The organism is Pedobacter psychrodurus (genome assembly GCF_004331735.1).
GTDB classification, from domain to species: domain Bacteria; phylum Bacteroidota; class Bacteroidia; order Sphingobacteriales; family Sphingobacteriaceae; genus Pedobacter; species Pedobacter psychrodurus.
Genome location: NZ_SJSO01000037.1, coordinates 1 through 17,445, shown reverse-complemented (window position 1 = coordinate 17,445; position 17,445 = coordinate 1). Strand labels below are relative to the sequence as shown.

Annotated in this window: 14 protein-coding genes and 1 pseudogene; 3 read left to right on the top strand and 12 right to left on the bottom strand. The window is 39.8% G+C overall.

From position 1 onward, the window contains the following. Positions 1 to 49 precede the first annotated feature (49 nt). From EZ456_RS24315 to yiaA, 8 genes are all read right to left on the bottom strand, one after another. Positions 50 to 1,999, bottom strand: coding sequence for a beta-N-acetylhexosaminidase (locus EZ456_RS24315; RefSeq protein ID WP_131534722.1), 1,950 nt, complete (start codon positions 1,997 to 1,999; stop codon positions 50 to 52). Between the two features lie 340 nt (positions 2,000 to 2,339). Then, positions 2,340 to 2,729 (bottom strand): SpoIIAA family protein, encoded by a 390-nt coding sequence (locus EZ456_RS24310; RefSeq protein ID WP_131534720.1) that lies wholly within the window; start codon positions 2,727 to 2,729, stop codon positions 2,340 to 2,342. A 3-nt stretch (positions 2,730 to 2,732) separates the two neighbouring features. Then, entirely contained in the window at positions 2,733 to 4,097 is a 1,365-nt protein-coding gene (locus EZ456_RS24305) for an aldehyde dehydrogenase family protein (RefSeq protein ID WP_131534718.1), read from the bottom strand. Between the two features lie 111 nt (positions 4,098 to 4,208). Next, complete coding sequence (locus EZ456_RS24300) at positions 4,209 to 4,922, bottom strand: gamma-glutamyl-gamma-aminobutyrate hydrolase family protein (RefSeq protein ID WP_131534716.1); 714 nt, start codon at positions 4,920 to 4,922, stop codon at positions 4,209 to 4,211. 124 nt (positions 4,923 to 5,046) lie between these two features. Further along, entirely contained in the window at positions 5,047 to 6,195 is a 1,149-nt protein-coding gene (locus tag EZ456_RS24295; protein WP_131534714.1) for an iron-containing alcohol dehydrogenase, read from the bottom strand. A 132-nt stretch (positions 6,196 to 6,327) separates the two neighbouring features. Next, complete coding sequence (locus EZ456_RS24290) at positions 6,328 to 7,689, bottom strand: glutamine synthetase family protein (protein WP_131534712.1); 1,362 nt, start codon at positions 7,687 to 7,689, stop codon at positions 6,328 to 6,330. Then, positions 7,689 to 9,002, bottom strand: coding sequence for an ethanolamine permease (gene eat / locus EZ456_RS24285; RefSeq protein ID WP_131534710.1), 1,314 nt, complete (start codon positions 9,000 to 9,002; stop codon positions 7,689 to 7,691). Before eat ends, EZ456_RS24290 begins: the two co-directional genes overlap by 1 nt. Positions 9,003 to 9,198: 196 nt before the next feature. Beyond that, positions 9,199 to 9,606, bottom strand: a complete 408-nt coding sequence (yiaA, locus tag EZ456_RS24280; RefSeq protein WP_086549109.1) for an inner membrane protein YiaA — start codon at positions 9,604 to 9,606, stop codon at positions 9,199 to 9,201. 168 nt (positions 9,607 to 9,774) lie between these two features. Here yiaA and EZ456_RS24275 point away from each other — a divergent pair, with 168 nt between their 5' ends. Both EZ456_RS24275 and EZ456_RS24270 read left to right on the top strand, forming a co-directional pair. Next, on the top strand, positions 9,775 to 11,271 hold the full coding sequence (locus EZ456_RS24275) for an NAD(P)H-hydrate dehydratase (RefSeq protein WP_225876615.1): 1,497 nt from the start codon (positions 9,775 to 9,777) through the stop codon (positions 11,269 to 11,271). A 132-nt stretch (positions 11,272 to 11,403) separates the two neighbouring features. After that, a complete protein-coding gene (locus tag EZ456_RS24270) occupies positions 11,404 to 12,105 on the top strand; it encodes an AIM24 family protein (protein WP_131534708.1) in 702 nt (233 codons plus the stop codon). Between the two features lie 570 nt (positions 12,106 to 12,675). On the opposite strand, the gene EZ456_RS24265 is transcribed toward EZ456_RS24270, so the two are convergent. From EZ456_RS24265 to lipA, 3 genes are all read right to left on the bottom strand, one after another. After that, positions 12,676 to 13,533, bottom strand: coding sequence for an anti-sigma factor (locus tag EZ456_RS24265; protein ID WP_131534706.1), 858 nt, complete (start codon positions 13,531 to 13,533; stop codon positions 12,676 to 12,678). Positions 13,534 to 13,535: 2 nt separating this feature from the next. Beyond that, positions 13,536 to 14,087, bottom strand: a complete 552-nt coding sequence (locus EZ456_RS24260) for an RNA polymerase sigma factor (protein WP_131534704.1) — start codon at positions 14,085 to 14,087, stop codon at positions 13,536 to 13,538. Between the two features lie 114 nt (positions 14,088 to 14,201). Continuing rightward, entirely contained in the window at positions 14,202 to 15,095 is an 894-nt protein-coding gene (gene lipA / locus EZ456_RS24255) for a lipoyl synthase (RefSeq protein WP_029278501.1), read from the bottom strand. Between the two features lie 479 nt (positions 15,096 to 15,574). Between lipA and cysS the strand changes: the two genes are divergently transcribed. Beyond that, a complete protein-coding gene (gene cysS / locus EZ456_RS24250) occupies positions 15,575 to 17,035 on the top strand; it encodes a cysteine--tRNA ligase (protein ID WP_131534702.1) in 1,461 nt (486 codons plus the stop codon). 114 nt (positions 17,036 to 17,149) lie between these two features. Here the strand turns inward: cysS and EZ456_RS25200 are convergent. Further along, positions 17,150 to 17,445: pseudogene (locus tag EZ456_RS25200) on the bottom strand (hypothetical protein); the annotation flags it as partial.

Here is a 17,445-nt window from a genome sequence, read left to right as displayed (position 1 = left end):
TATATATTTCCGTCTTTCCCGCGAAGGCGGGAATCTTAATGCTGATTGGTTAACGTGCTCTTTTCTGTAAATCAGCAATAGGCATACTGATCAATCTTCCAATGGGTTGTTTGCCGCGATAAGTAATCACACGTAACATACTGGCATCTTTTGGTACCTGTAATGCGGCTGTGTATTTCGGGTAAAAGCGGTCGGGAGTAGAGTTATCAAAGCTATAGTAGATATCCAAACCGTCTATTTCTGGAGTTAATTCGATCATTAATTGTTTATCTGCACTGCGTTTTACCGTGAAAATCGGATCGTAAATAGCAGGTGAGTATTTAATCTCTGCTAAATCTAATCGTTTGAAATGCTGTTGTGTGCGATCAACAAAATTTGTCCAGTTTTTCTTTTCAATCGGACTCCAGATCGATTCCGCAATGGCAAACGCGCGTGGCCAAACCATATATTCTACCTGGCGGAAAGTAAATACCTGTTCTGTCCAAAGGTTAGCTTGTGCACCAATAATATATTGTGCATTTACGCCTGCCGGAACAGGGTTAAACTGATAGGCTTTATTTAACCTTAACGAGGCATAAACTTTTGGCTCTGTAATGGGATCAGCCTGCATATAATCTAAATAGGCAAAATCAGTCGGGCTCATTACCACGTTGTGCTTTTCGTTCGCAGCTTGAATGCCATATTTCATTCCTCTCCAGCTCATTACGGCTGCTGTTGGCGATACACCACCTTCAAGAATTTCGTCCCAGCCCATAAACTTTTTACCTTTCGAAATCACGATCTGTTCTACACGTTTTTCAAAATAAGCCTGAACCTGAGGAATGGTTTTTAAACCTTCGCGAAGCATTAAGGCTTTAACCTGATCGTTCTTTTCCCAGAAATTATGTGGGGCTTCGTCGCCACCCATGTGGATGTACTCGAAAGGAAAAAGTTTAGCTACCTGGGTAAGTACCGAATCTAAGAACACATAAACTTTTTCGTTTGCCGGGCAAAGCGTATTATCAACCAAAGCTGTTGGTGGTGCACCACGGCTCCAATCCATTATTTTTTCGCCTGAGCGCACTTTATAATTAACTGCGTCAGGCGTGCAAGATAATTCCGGGTAAGAGGCGATAATGGCTAAACTATGCCCAGGAACATCGATTTCCGGTAATATGTTTACAAAACGTTCTTGTGCATACTGAACAAGTTCTTTAATATCTTCTTGGGTATAAAAACCGCCATAAGTGCGGGGCTCATCAGCAGTGGGTGGGATGAAATCGCCGAAAGTTCCGGTTTTTTTAACGCTCCAGGCACCTATTTCAGTTAACTTAGGCAAGCCCTTAATTTCAATTCTCCATCCCTCATCATCTACCAAGTGTAAATGCAAGAGGTTAAATTTATAGCGTACCATATCGTCAATAAACTGCTTTACTTCCTGTTTAGTAAAAAAGTGACGGGCAACATCGAACATTAAACCTCTCCAGCCCAATTTTGGATAATCTACTACATCAACGCAAGGTGCTTTCCATTTGATGCCACTTACTTGTTCTTTACTTTCTATTTCGGCCGGGAAAAGCTGAAGGAGCGATTGAACGCCATAAAAAATACCAGCCGGCTGATTTGCTGTGATGACCACCTGAGTAGGATTAACATTTAATTTGTAGCCTTCTTTACCTAATTGTGTATCTTCTTGTGTGTTTAAAATCAGTTTTATGGTAGGATGACTCGAATTACTTACGGTGCTTACAAATTTACCTGTTGCAGTGCTAATCCGATCAGAAAGGTAGGCGATAGACTGTTTTAATTCTCCACTTTTAACAGCCTGGATAGTTACATTTTCGGGCAAGGTAAAAGTACCTGCCTTTTTCATTAAAGATACAGGCTCAGGTATAATGGCAATTGGTGTTTGTGCAACTGCGCTCTCGGCATCGCCAATTTCAGTTTCTGTAACAATAGTTTGAGCGAAGGTGTTGGCTGCAAAAAAACAGCAGGAGATAATCAGGAATAATTTTTTCATTAAAATAATTAAAACGGGTTAACCGGATATAAGTATAATCCGCAATTTATTAAAAAAGATTTTAATAGCTGGTATTTGTGTAGAGGGAAATGTGCAAGAAGCAAAGCGCGGAGCGCATAGTGTTTGGAGTTGGATAAAATCGTGATTGAATTTATGGCATTATTAGAGACTTGTCAGTCTGAGCGGAGTCGAAGACCTAACAGCAAAGTTCACAGAGAAAGTCATCATTTGCGAAAATCTTTTTTATCTGCGGGAATAGCTGTTTTGTCCCACAGATTTAGTTGATTTTTAAAAATATTGTCCTTCGACAAGCTCAGGATGATATCTTTTTTGATTTAATCTACAAAAACTGCGTTAACCATGTTCTCGCTTTTTCATCATCGGTAAATGATTTCATCGGGATAGGTGGGTTTTGAAATTTAAACAGGATTTTCATAATCAATTGTGCTAAACCGGGTTTCGAAACCATCGCCATAGCAGTATAAATTTGGGGCAACTGTTCCGTAGAAAACTTTCGAGTTTCTTTGTCCGGAACAGGAGAGTTTTTTAAGTAAATTAACAATGGAACCTTCTTGTTATTGGTGATTTTCTTCACCAGCGCAACATTGGCCGAAATATTTTCTACAGTACGTAAAATACTTTTACTATACGAAATGAGTATTCCGTCATCAGTTAATAAATAATCGGCAATTTCGCCTTCGATAAGTTGTTTATCGCTGTCGTTTTCCATTTATTATCCCCTTAAATGATAGCCTTTTGGTTTGGTAAAGGCCCTTAATCCCTGATGCGATAGGGTAGCGCCAATGCCCGAATACTTTCTTCCACTCCAGGGCAGCGATGCACTCACCCGGTCGCAGCAATTCCAATAACCCGAACCGGCATCTAGCTGGGCCAATATTTTTTCGGCCTTTGCCTGGCTAGCGGTATAAACAGAAGCCGTTAAGCCATAATCGGTATCTTGCATCATATTTAAAGCCTCAGTATCATCTTTCACTTTCATAATTCCGATAATCGGTCCGAAACTTTCTTCCTGCATCACCAACATATCGTTGGTAACATCGGTTAACACTGTTGGTTCAAAATAATAACCTTTTCCCTTAACAGCCTTGCCACCTGCTAATAATTTTGCACCTTTACTTAAGGCATCCTTAACCTGGTTTTCCAGTACCGAAATCTGTTCCTTCCGTGTTAAGGCACTAATATACACACCATCGGTTGTGGGTAGGCCGGTTTTCCAGCTTTTAACCTCGGTAACGAATGCATTTAAATAGTTATCGTAGTTTTTCTCGTGTACATAAATACGTTCTACAGAACAGCAGCTTTGTCCGTTATTGTAAAAAGCACCATCGGCAGTACCAATAGCAGCAGCAGCAACATCGGTTACATCGTCGGCAATGTACAACGGATCTTTTCCACCCAATTCCAATTGACAGGGCACCATTTTAGAAGCTACTTTTTCGTATATAAATTTCCCCGTTTTGTAGGAGCCAGTAAAGAAATAACCATCAAAGTCTATCTCTAATAATGCTGCTCCTGTTTCTTTTGCGCCAATCGCGATATGGAAGACATCATCAGGCACACCCGCTTTTTTTAGCAATTTTTCAATCTCGATTCCAGTTAAGGTGGCATATTCTGAAGGTTTGTACATTACGGCATTGCCACTCAGTAAGGCCGGGATAAAAACATTTACGCCAACCAGATAAGGATAATTCCAGGCTGAGATATTACAAATTACACCCAGTGCTTCATATTTAATGATTTCTTTGAGACCTGGTTCATCTGTCATTACTTCATCGGCCAGGTATTTTTCGGCATTGGCCAACATCCATTTAATGCGGGTTCTTGCGCCATTAATTTCGTTGCGCGATTGCTGCAGTGGTTTGCCTACTTCACTAGTTAACACTGCGGCAAGTTCTTCTATATCAGCTTCCAGTAAATCACTAAACTGAGCGATAACTGAGATTCTTTCGCTAAGGGGTTTGCTGGCCCATTGAGGCTGAGCCTTTTTTAAAGTATCAAATTTGGTTTGAAGCGTAGATGAGTTATCTTCCGCTAAACTGGTTATAATTTCTGCTGTTGCTGGGTTGATGATCTGCATGTTCTTTATTTTCTTACCACAGATTTTCACAGATGAACACAGATTTTTAAATGAAGGTTTAGCATTAACATCCTAAGTTAGCTTAACAATTGCTATCTGTGTTTATCCTTTTTATCTGTGGTTAATATTTAATTTTATCGCATTAATAAAAGCCTCGTGTATATTTTTGCTAAAGGGGCTATGCTGGTCTTTTAACCGTTCCGGATGCCATTGTACAAATAACAGAAAAGATTTTCCTTCGGGTTCCATCCGTTCCATGGCTTCGGTAACGCCATCTGGTGATATTGCGCTCACTACTAAGTCTTTCCCTGTTTTATCGGTGCTTTGGTGGTGGTTACTGTTCACCAAGCCCTTATCCGTATTTACGATCTGGTTTAGCCACGAGGAAGGATTTATTAAAATTTCGTGATAGCGGTCTGATTTATCGTGCATTTTGGAATGATCGAATTTTCCCCACGTTGGGATATCAGGAATCAAAGTTCCGCCAAAGAACACATTGCCTACCTGCATGCCCCGGCAAATGCCCAAAACAGGGATAGAATTGGCTTCGGTATAGGTTAAAACCTTAAATTCAAACTCGTCACGTTCTTCGTCAATATCATCATCACAACAGTAAGGATAGTATTCAGGCTGATTATAAAATCTCGGATGTACGTCTTCCCCTCCGGTTAAAACGATCCCATCGCATTTTTTAATCTCGTCGAAATTGTTAAGCTTATACCCGAGCTGGATTACCTCCACACTTTTGTCGTAGGATAAAACCCAATCGCGGTAAATGGTGTATTTGCTGCAGTCGGTAACGCCAATGATTATTTTATCAGACATAGTCTTTTATGTTTTAGCCACAGATTTTCACAGATGAACACAGATTTGGATTGTAATTTTTTGATTTTAGTGATACAAAGCCTTTTATCTGTGTTTATCCTCTTTATCTGTGGTTAATGTCACTTTAGAACGCACTTAAATACAATTGTTTAAAATCTGCTCTGCTTACCGGTTTAGGATTGTTTGGGTGTGCAAAATCTGCAAAGGCTAAATCGGCAAGTGTTTCTATATGCTCATTTTTAACGCCAATATCACTCAATTTATGCGGAATATTCACCTTCGTGTTTAAATCGAACAGATATTTTACAACAGCTTCACCATTTTCATCTTTAAGGTCTAACGTACGGGCAATTTTTTTAAAACGGTCTTCAAAACCTGCAATATTAAACTGCATACCGTAAGGAATGTTCACCGCATTGGCCAAACCGTGATGGGTATCTAACAATGACGAAAGGGGATGTGCCAGCGAATGTACTACGCCTAAACCTTTTTGAAAGGCAATGGCCCCCATCATCGAAGCCATTAACATTTTACTACGGCTTTCTAAATCAGGATTGTTGGTTGCCCGCTCCAGAGAATCTTTGATCAATGAAATTCCCTCTAAGGCAATGCCATCACACATGGGGTGGAAATTTTTGGCCAGATAAGCTTCCATGTTGTGCGTTAGGGCATCCATGCCTGTTGCGGCTGTGATAAAGGGCGGTAAATCCATGGTTAACTCCGGGTCTGCAAAAACGATCTGCGCCATTAATTTGGGAGAGAACAGGATTTTTTTCTGATGAGTTTCATCATCGGCAATAATTGCACTGCGACCAACCTCACTTCCGGTGCCAGATGTGGTTGGAATGGTGATGAAATGTGGAACATCATTGGTTACATAAATATCGCCACCGATTAAATCATCATATTTAAATAAGTCTTCGCGGTGATTAACGCGGAGTACAATTGCTCGGGCAACATCTAAAGCGGCACCACCGCCAATACCAATAATGCTATCACGATTGGTGGCATCCCAAACATCAGTGCCTTTGTAAACATCGCTTTTTACGGGGTTTTTGTGGATGTCGTTAAAAACCTCGACTGAAATACCCTTTGCCTTCAAATCTTCAACAATTTTTTTAAAAAACGGAAGCTGTGCAATGGTAGTGTCAGTAACAATTAATGGAGCCTTTAAATTGTGCTTAGCTAAATAGGCTGGTAATTCTTTTACCGCACCTGCACCAAAACGGATAGTTGTAGGGAAATTAAACTGATGGATTTTATCAAATATCATGATACTTATTTTTTTACGACCTTAAGTAATTAAGGTTTGTGTTTTATCTTTTGTTTTACCACCTTAGACACCTAAGTTGGGTATTATAGTGTGTGAAAGATTCTGAACCAAGTTCAGAATGACGATTACAACCTAAATAATCTCTAAATACCTTTTCAGTTCCCAATCGGTTACTACTTTGGCATATTGCTTACATTCCCATTCGCGGGTCATGGTAAAGTGATCAACGAAATCTGCGCTTAATAATTCTTTTGCTAAGTCAGAATTTTTCATTTTTAGCGTAGCCTCAAATAAATTGCGCGATAACACTCCATTCGAGAGATCTGTATACCCGTTTCCCCTGGTGGCAGGCTGTTCCAATTTAAGTTTATTTTTAACACCATACATACCGGCAGCTAAACAGGCCGAAAGTGCCAGATAAGGATTGGTATCAGAGCCCACTATCCGTGTTTCTAAACGCGATGCCTTTTTGCTTCCGGGCAATGCACGCAAGGCAGTTGTGCGGTTATCAATTCCCCAGGTTACTGTAGTGGGTGCCCATACACCTTCAACTAAACGTTTGTAACTGTTTATGGTAGGGGCAATCATTGGTAACAAGTATGGAAGGCAATGCAGCTGACCAGCGATATAACTTTTCATCGTTTCGCTCATTTTATCTGCATCTTTTTCATCGTAAAACAAGTTAATCTTCTGGTCTGCATCCCACAAGCTTTGATGTACATGACCACTGCATCCCGGTAAATTTTCACTTATTTTAGCCATAAATGTGGCAAGGATACCGTGTTTATAGGCGATTTCTTTTACAGCTGTTTTAAATAATATCGCTTGATCGGCAGCTTGTAAAGCAGGAGCGTATTTGATGGCTGCTTCGTAAACCCCCGGCCCGGTTTCAGTATGTAAACCTTCAATCGGGATATCGAATTTGTTAAGCAGATCGAACAGATCGCTCATAAACTCATTTCGATAAGTGCTCCTCAAAATGGAATAACCAAACATGCCTGGACTTAAGGGTTTTAAATTGGCAAAACCTTTCTCGTGGATGGTTTCTGGTGTTTCCGAAAAATTAAACCATTCAAATTCCTGTGCAAAAAGCGGCGAAAATCCTTCACTTTCGCACTGGGTAATCATTTTTTTTAACAATTGTCGTGGGCACACAAAATTAGCCTGATCCTGATCGTCGATAAAATCGCCCAAAAAGAAAGGCACCTCATTTTCCCAGGGGATTTTCCGGAATGTCGTCAGATCGATTTTAACCTGAGCATCGGGATAGCCCGTATGCCAACCTGTATATTTTCCATTTTCATAAGCCACATCACCCGCATCCCAACCAAAGGTAACATCACAAAAACCTAGGCGACCTTCAACCAGAGATGCAAATTTTTCGGCAGCTACATATTTTCCTCTCAAAATACCGTCGATATCGGCAACAGCTAATTTTACTTTTCCAGAGGGATGATTTTTAACGTAATCCAGAATTTCTTTGCTCGTACTCATTAATCTGCCTTTTTAAAGATTTTATATAGAAGAAATATGCCTAAAACAATACCCGAATAAATTAAACCCAATTTAAGATTATAAATCAGCATTGCGATGAAAGAAACGCAGGAAATAATTAAGGCAATTATTGGAAATAAAGGATAAATTGGCGTTTTGAAAGGTTTTGCCATTTCAGGTTTGTTTTTCCTCAGTACCATTACCGAAATCATTGAAATAATGTATAAAGTTAATGCCCCAAATACAGAAATGATAATAATTTCGGCAGTTTTGCCTGATAAAAGTGCGATGATACCAATCACCATATTGCCAATTAATGCATTTGCGGGTGTTTGAAATTTTGGCGAAATTTTTCCTAAAATTGACGGAATGCTTTTCACCCGCCCCATCTCGTAAGTAGAACGACCTGCTGCTAAAACCAAGCCATGGAAGGAAGCTACCAGACCGAATAAGCCCACCGTAATAAGTAAATGATACATCAGGTGGTTATCGCCGGTTATCATCGAAAGGGCAAGTGGTAAAGGAGAGTCGGAAGTTTCTCCTGATTTCCCGTTTTTGTACACAATGGCTTCCCAGCCGCCAATGCCAATGGTGGAGATAAAAACCAGAACACATAAAACAACCAATGTAAATATGCCCCAGCCAAAACCCTTGCTGATATCGCGCTGTGGGTTCTTGGTTTCTTCAGCTACATTTGCAATGCCTTCAATGCCCAGGAAAAACCAGATGGCAAATGGAATGGCAGCAAAAACACCGCTCCAGCCATTTGGAAAGTTATTGTGCGCCAGGTTTTCTGCATGAAATTTAGGCAATGTAATTCCAGAGAACAAAAGCAGTTCGCCAACGGCTAAAATAGTAATAATCACTTCGAACGAAGCTGCGGCTTTTACACCATATACATTTAGTGCGGTGAAAATAAAATAAACAGCGATAGCACTGGTAAGAATCGGTACCTGAGGGAAGAAGGCATTAAAATATGCACCAATGGCAAATGCAATGGCAGGTGGTGCAAATATAAATTCGACCATTTGAGCAACACCCGCAATAAAACCGATGTTTTTGCCTAATGCAGTATTGGCATAATCGAAAACACCACCGGCTTTTGGTATAGCACAGGCCAGTTCGGCATAGCTGAAACTAAAGGTAACATACATGATCATGATAGCAACCGTAGCGATGGCCATACCGAGTGTTCCACCTTTTTCTAGACCTAAGTTCCAGCCGAAATACATCCCAGAAATCACATATCCAACACCAAGCCCCCACAGCATAAAGGGGGTAAGTGTTTTCTTTAAGCTATCTTTTTGTTCCATTGATAGGATTTAGAAGATTTAAATAGGTTTATATGAGTTGCTCGAAAATGATAAACTATTAGCCTCGGTATCTGGTGTTTAAAGTAGTAATTATTTTTTAGTTAAGGAGGTAATATATTTCATTTTTAGTTGAAAATAAAAAACCAATGCCTGGGCATTGGTTTCATTAAAATTCGGTAAGAATAAGCTGTTTTGACTATTCCGAATCGCGGTTTTTATTCGCAATCTGGCTGTCTCTCGTGTTTTTCTGCACCGTAATGGCGCCAAATAAGGAGAGTAAAAAGGCAAAGGCATAAAATCCTTTTTCGCTGGGTAGCAAAGTAGCGTTCCACAAACCGATTACCAATAAAGTAATGGTTAAGAGTGTAGAAAACCAACTGATACCGTAATAAATTTCAGTAACCGGAATTCCTTCTAATTTATCGCGAACAGCTTTTTGTAAAGAGATTACGGCGAAAAGGCCAAACATCAATACGGTAAAATAATATCCTTTTTCATTGAGCAGCATATCAGAACGCCACAGGCCTACAATAAAGCCGATCATTCCGATACCTAATGCCAGCCAGGCGGCTGCCACGAATGCATTCGATGGTTTTTGATTCATTGTTTTGAGATTTAATTTAATTCAATAGTCAACGCTAAAGATTGGCAAAAGGTATAAAAATTAAAAGACAGTAGCTTAAATTATTTTGGAAGACCAGCCCTTGGGTATAAAAAATCAAACAAAATCCTACTCTTTTGCATTGTAGCTGTATAATCTTATCTTAGTTATATGCGAACATTGCTTACTTCCGCGCAAATGCGTAGTGCCGATCAGTTTACCATTGCTAATAAACCAATTGCCTCTATCGATCTGATGGAAAAAGCGGCACGCACCTTTGTTCAGTGCTTTTTAAGAGATGAGTTCGACACGAATAAAAGTGTTGCTATATGCTGTGGCAAGGGAAATAATGGCGGCGATGGATTGGCCATTGCTCATTTGCTTATCGCTAACGGATACGAGAATATTAAAGTCTACATCATTAACTTCGGTAAAAAACAAAGCGACGATTTTGCCATCAACCTGCAACGGATTGAGGAAACACGTTGTAAAAAAACGATCATTAATCAGGCTTCTGATTTAAAGAATTTGAAAGCCGATTTAATTATCGATGCGATTTTAGGCTCTGGTTTAAATAAACCTTTAAGCGGAGAATTTGAGGCGCTTGTTCTGGCCATTAACAAGCTGAATAAAAAAGTGTATGCGGTTGATGTACCTACAGGTTTTTTTGCTGAAGGTAAGCTGCCTAGGGATTACAATGGTATAAAAGCCTATAAAACAATTTGTTTTCAACGGCCAAAGATTAACTTTTTCTTCCCCGAGTCGGCCATAGCGACTGAAAAATATGAGGTCGTTGATATTGACCTGGATGAGGCTTTTATCCAAAAACAAGAGGCTGATTTCTATTTGGTAGAAGAAAGTGATATTGAAAAGATCCTTCAGCCCCGAAAATTGTTCAGCCATAAAGGGACCTATGGCCACGCACTAATTATCGCAGGAAGTACCAATACCATGGGCGCGGCTTTGCTCTCTTCAATGGCCTGTTTACACACAGGTGCCGGATTAACTACTGCCTGCATTCCGCAGAGTGGATTAATAGGTTTAAACACCAACTTACCAGAAGTAATGGCGCTGCCAAGGGATGAATACACGAGGGTAGAGAACCCCAAGAAATATCAGGTAATCGCTATTGGTCCTGGTTTAGGTACCGAGCCTGAAAATGAAAAACTGCTCGAAAGCTTAATCATGGCCAACCAAGCAATGATCATCGATGCGGATGCTTTAAATATTTTGGGCGAAAAACCTGATCTAATCGATAAACTTGTCGCAAATACCATTATCACTCCACACATGAAAGAGTTCGATCGTTTATTTGGCGAACATGATAACTGGTGGGACAGGGTGCAAACGGCTGCAGAACAGGCGAGAAAACTGAAGATCGTTATTGTGCTTAAAAACCAGTATACTTTTATTTGTCTGCCAACAAGTAAGATACTTATCAATCCCTCAGGCAATCCGGCAATGGCGCAAGGTGGAATGGGCGATATTCTTACTGGCATTATCGCAGGCTTTGTAGCACAGAAATATACGGCAACAGATGCCGCTATTTTGGCTTGCTACATTCACGGAAAAGCAGGCGATCATTTAGCGCACGAACACTTTGTGGTTACCGCCTCTCAGGTTGCGGCTAGGGTGTCTAAAGAAATTAAAGCGCTCATATCCAAATAGTTTATTTGTTGTGTGGTTAGTCACAATTGTGGAAAAAAACCTATATTAATCTACTATGCTTCTAGTTTATAATTTATAGTTTACAGGAATATTTAAAATAACAGATATCTTAAAAACGGAAAAAAAATTATTATGGCACAAAAAGAGTACACGCTGAATGAATTAATTCAGGAATCTGCAGAAAATCCAAATGAAAACGATTTTTTCGAATTAGAGAAACCGGCCATGTTGGAGGTAAATCTAAAAAATCAAAAAATCTTAGCAAAAGCAGGTTCGATGGTTGCTTACATCGGAAATATAGATTTTAAAAGAGAAGGGCTATTGAGCAAAGGCTTGGGCGGTTTGTTAAAGAAAGCCATATCAGGCGAAGGTACCTCACTGATGCACGCAACGGGAACGGGTAAACTATATTTGGCCGATGAAGGCAAGAAAGTAAAGATTATAAAGCTTCAGAACGAATCAGTTTTTGTAAACGGAAATGATGTGCTAGCTTTAGAAGAGGGCATTAAAAATGAAATTAAGATGCTGAAAAGCATTGCTGGTATGATGAGTGGTGGTTTATTTCAGGTTAAATTATCGGGCAGTGGCTATATTGCCATTACCACACATGGCGAACCGATTTTATTGAGGGTTACAGGCAACCAGGCGGTGTATACCGATCCTAATGCTACAGTAGCCTGGTCTGAAAACTTAACACCAAACATTAAAACTAATTTAACTTTCGGTTCCTTTATCGGAAGAGGAAGTGGCGAATCTTTCCAATTGGAGTTTTTTGGCGAGGGTTGGGTATTGGTACAGCCTTACGAAGAGGTTAAATACGCAGCGAAATCTTAATTTAGTAGGATCGTCATCTCGACCGCAGTGTTCCAAAGGAACTCCTTTGGAGGAGAGATCTTTATCGATAAGATTCCTCCACTCTAGTCGACAAGATTTACGTATTAAAATATATGCGCTTTCTTTGGAAAGCAATTGCAGAAGCATTTGGGTGTAGATAGTCCTGCCATCCGCTTTACCTCTCTGCGTTCGGTGCCCGCTACTGTCAGGTTTAAATGGCAAGGCCAATTGTCCTATTTAGGGTTGTAAGGCGCAGAATAATCAGCTCCGGATCCATTATTTCTAAACCCGGTAGTAACGGAAATCCTTTTTATTGCCTAAATAATATCATAATAAACCTATCGCTGGGTAGCGTTATTTGCAATAAAAAGATTGAAGTGAATAACGGTACTGTAGAACCTAAGGAGCTGAAAATGTTCATTTTCTAATATGAATGTCCTAAACATGGATGAGAAACCTATTTAAGCTATTTTAGTTAGGACGATGGAAATGACGCTAAATCTCCTAAAAAAAATAAATCCCAACATTTTATCAATGTTGGGATTTAATATAATTGATTATAATTTCTACTTAAACACCACCCATTACCGTTAGCTTATCCATTGTTGGATTAACACTTCCGCCCATAGGCTCTAAGGTTACAGCAAAAGCCTGCGCTTCTTGAATGGCCTGCATTTTTACTAAAGCCTCGTTATTGGTCGAATCCATTTTGCCAAATACGCCTAAACTCACGGGTTTACCATTTACCAAAGCCCATAACTGATATTGATGTTCCGCATCGGTTTTTGGTAAATCCATTGCTACATAATTGATCAGCACACTTTTATCTTTTTTGTTCCAGTAAACTTTCATTTTCGAGGTAGGGCTAAAAGCCTGACCTGCCATTCTGATGGTTGCCCATTCTTTGCTATCGGCCATTGCAGCCATATTATCTAATCCCTGGTTTTCAAATTCTAACTTGCTTACTAGGCCAGCAAATTTTTGTTTATCCAGGTTTAAACTTGCAATTTGATCGTGCGCAGCGTTTAACTTGTTATAAGTGATAAACAATGCGGCTGTACTTACTACCAATAAAGCTATACAAGCAACTAAGGCATAACGCAAAGTTCTTACTTTGGCATCACTTCCATCTAAACGTATAATTCTTGGTTCTTCTGTATAAATTGGTTCGGGTTGAACATTCACATTCTCTTCAACTTCACTTAACCCCAACTTTTCGAATAATCTTGTTTCTACATCTGCAGATGGTTCTACAGCATTTTGCATAGCATATTGCTCCATAGCTTGCTCAATGGCAGCTATTTCATCTCTTACCTCAGGGTGTTGAGATGCCATTTCCTCAACCTGCAACGCTTCTTCAGGTGATAAATCACCTAAAACGTACAGTTCAAGTACTCCAGATTCGATATATGCTTTTAAATTTTCCACGCTCAATTAAAATTCCTTCTCAATTCAATAATAGCCAAACGGATCCGGGTTTTCACCGTACCTAATGGCAGATCTAACTTTTCTGCGGCTTCCACATGAGTGAAACCCTTGTAATAAACTAAATCAAGAACTGCTTGTAAATCCGGTTTAAGGTTTTCTACAAGTTGCTTAACTCCAAGAACATCAGGATTAAACGTAACCTTGTTTTGTTCATCAACGAAACTTACGTTATTTTCTATATCTTGGTTTTTGAGTGAATTCTTAAAATCTTTAGAACGTAGTTTGTCGATTGATAAATTGCGGGCAATGTTCATCATCCACGTAAACAAACGTCCTTTAGTGTTGTCATAGTGTGTAGCAGACTGCCAGATTTTTACAAAAGTTTCTTGTAATACATCTTCGGCAAGCTCTGTGTGGGTAATAATGCGTGAAATAACGCCATAAAGCGATGACGAATACATGCTGTACAGTGTTTTTAGAACCGCGGGATCTTTCGATTGCAGTGCTTGAACAAGTTCAGGCTCAGTTAGGGTTAATTTTTTTAATGCAGTCACTATTGGTTGCTAAGATACAATACAGAACAGTAAAAGCAAAAAAATGTTTTATAAACATATTCCCCTAAGGAGTACGATTGTGAAACGTTTTAAATTCCTGCTTAAATAAGTGAATTATGCAATTCCTTCAATTGGAAAAAGGTGTTTTTCTGCATGATAAGATGAACGTACTAGCGGACCGCTTTCTACATACTTTAGGCCTTTTGCTAAGCCAGCTTCTTTATACATGGCAAAGGTATCAGGATGGATCCAATCTACAACCGGATGGTGGTTGCGCGTAGGTTGTAAGTATTGCCCTAAAGTTAATATATGCACACCATTGGCAACCAAATCGTCCATTGCTTCGAAAATATCTTCTTCAGTTTCGCCTAACCCAAGCATAATACCTGTTTTTGTTCTTAAACCAAATTCTGAAATTCTTTTTAAAGCTTCTAAACTTCTGTCGTATTTAGCCTGGATACGCACCTGTTTTGTTAAACGCTTAACCGTTTCCATATTGTGCGAAACCACTTCTGGCCTTTCTTCTAATACGCGGTATAAATTATCCCACTGACCTTTAAAATCGGGGATTAAAGTTTCTAATGTAGTAATTGGGCTTTCTCTGCGGATAGCTTGTAAGGTTTCTGCCCAGATGATTGAGCCGCCATCTTTTAAATCATCGCGATCTACTGAGGTAATTACACAATGTTTAACACCCATTAATCTTACCGAATCGGCAATGCGGTTGGGCTCGTCAACATCAACGGCTAAAGGGCGGCCAGTTGCAACTGCGCAGAAAGAACAGCTACGGGTACAGATGTTGCCTAAAATCATGAAGGTTGCCGTACCTGCACCCCAACATTCGCCCATATTAGGGCAATTGCCGCTTTCGCAGATGGTGTGGAGCTTATGTGTATCTACTAAACTGCGAACTTGTGCATATTCTTTACCAACGGGTAATTTTACACGTAACCAATCTGGTTTACGTTTTACTTCAGTCACAGCAGGCACTACCGGTAAATCAATCATGGTACAAAGTTAATGAATAGGATTGAAATGTTACAATGATGAAATGTTTGAAGGTTGTAATAATTAGGGGAGTTGGTTAATTGTGGGTTGGCTAACTTGCTAAGTCTGGCTGGGCAGGGGCGCAGCTAGACTTAGCAAGTTTAGCGCCGGTTTTGCTAGCCAAAAGCACTACAATAACCAACCTAAACCCTATTGAAGCGGCAGCTCCCGATTTTTTCTATCGGGACTACAGCGGAAAGAGGGACTGCTGTTGCCGATAAGCAGTAAATTGCCTTTTCAAATGATAAAAGAAAAACCGTAAACTGGTAACAAGCAATATTAAATCATTTTTTTAAATGTCCTTCGACAGGCTCAGGATGACAATTCTAATGGAAGACTAATTTCTTTTCAAATGTTAAAGAAAAATCATAAGCTGGGCAACAGGCAACATTCCATCATTAAATCATTTTAACTTTCTAACTTAATATTACATTTGCAATATGAATACTGGCATACAGCTTTATAATACGCTTTCGCGCAAAAAAGAACTTTTTCAACCCTTAAATGCATCCAACGTTGGGATGTATGTTTGCGGTCCTACTGTTTATAGTGATGTGCACTTGGGTAATTGCCGCACATTTATTTCTTTCGATTTAATTTTTCGGTACCTTAAATATGCTGGTTATAAAGTGCGTTATGTACGTAATATTACCGATGCAGGTCACTTAGAAGGCGATAGGGACGAGGGGGATGATAAGTTCGCAAAACGTGCTAAATTAGAGCAGCTTGAGCCAATGGAGATTGTACAGAAGTACACCTTAGGTTTCCATGATGTATTGCGCATGTTCAACACGCTGCCACCAAGTATCGAACCTACAGCTACGGGCCACATTATCGAGCAAATCGAAATGATTAAGGTAATTATAGCCAACGGTTACGGTTACGAAGTTGATGGTAATGTATATTTTGATGTAGAAAAATATAGCAAGGAATACAATTATACGATTTTAACCAACCGCAATCTCGAAGATATGCTGAACAATACCCGCGAACTGGGTGGACAGGATGAGAAACGCGGAAGGTTAGATTTTGCCCTTTGGATAAAAGCAAAACCAGAAACGCTGATGCAATGGCAATCGCCATGGGGCATGGGCTTTCCGGGCTGGCATATCGAATGTTCGGCCATGAGTGCGAAATATTTGGGTGCCGAATTTGATATTCATGGCGGTGGAATGGATTTGGCGGCAACGCACCATACCAACGAAATTGCGCAGTCTGAGGCTTGTAGCCATAAACAACCTGCCCGCTATTGGATGCATACCAATATGCTTACGGTAAACGGTACACGGATGTCTAAATCAGCGGGAAATGGTTTTCTTCCTTTAGAGTTATTTACGGGCGATCACCCTTTACTAAAAAAAGGCTTTAGCCCGATGACGGTTAAGTTTTTCATGCTTCAGGCACACTACCGCAGTACATTAGATTTCTCGAATGAAGCTTTGGATGCTTCGGAAAAAGGATTCCGTCGTTTAATGGCTGCTATTGGTTTGTTAGATAAGTTAACGGTTTCTGAGCAGAATGATTTTGATATCGATGCATTGAAAGAGAAATGCATCCATGCGATGAATGACGATTTTAACAGTCCGATTCTAATTGCCGAACTATTTGAAGCAGTAAGGATTATCAATACCGTTTACGATGGTAAGGGCAAAATCTCTGCAGAAGCTTTAGAAAAATTAAAGCAACTGGTTAACGATTTCGTATTCGACATATTGGGGCTGAAAGATGAGGATGCTGGAGGTAACGACTTAAATGGTGTTTTGGACATGGTAATTAACTTAAGGACTGAAGCAAAAGCGAATAAAGATTATGCCACTTCAGATCGTATCCGTATTGGCTTGCAGGAGTTGGGTATTCAGCTAAAAGACGGCAAGGAAGGTACAACCTGGAGTAAGGCATAGTTAGTTCTGGAGCAAGGTCATTACAAGCCCCCTTCAAAGTGGGACAGATTAATCGCTTGTAAAATACATTTGTGAATTTTATTTTTAAGTACAGATCCCTTCCCCCTTTTCAAGCTAATCTTTACACACATCTTTGTGTTCCATTACTTGTGCATAAACTATAAATTGTTGGTTGAATTTATCTAACCCCTCTTTGATTGTGATATATCCTGGTGGACCATGAGATTTATATCCGCTCCATCCTGCCAGTCTAGCTAATAACCATGTGGCCCAAGCCAGGGTTTGCTTTTTGTATGGATTTTTCTGTAATTCTGTGCCTCCTTCCACTCGTTGTCTTACCATATCTAGATAATCTATTTGGTTCGAACTGAATACATCTGCTGCCTGCATCGATTCATCTTTCAGCCCAA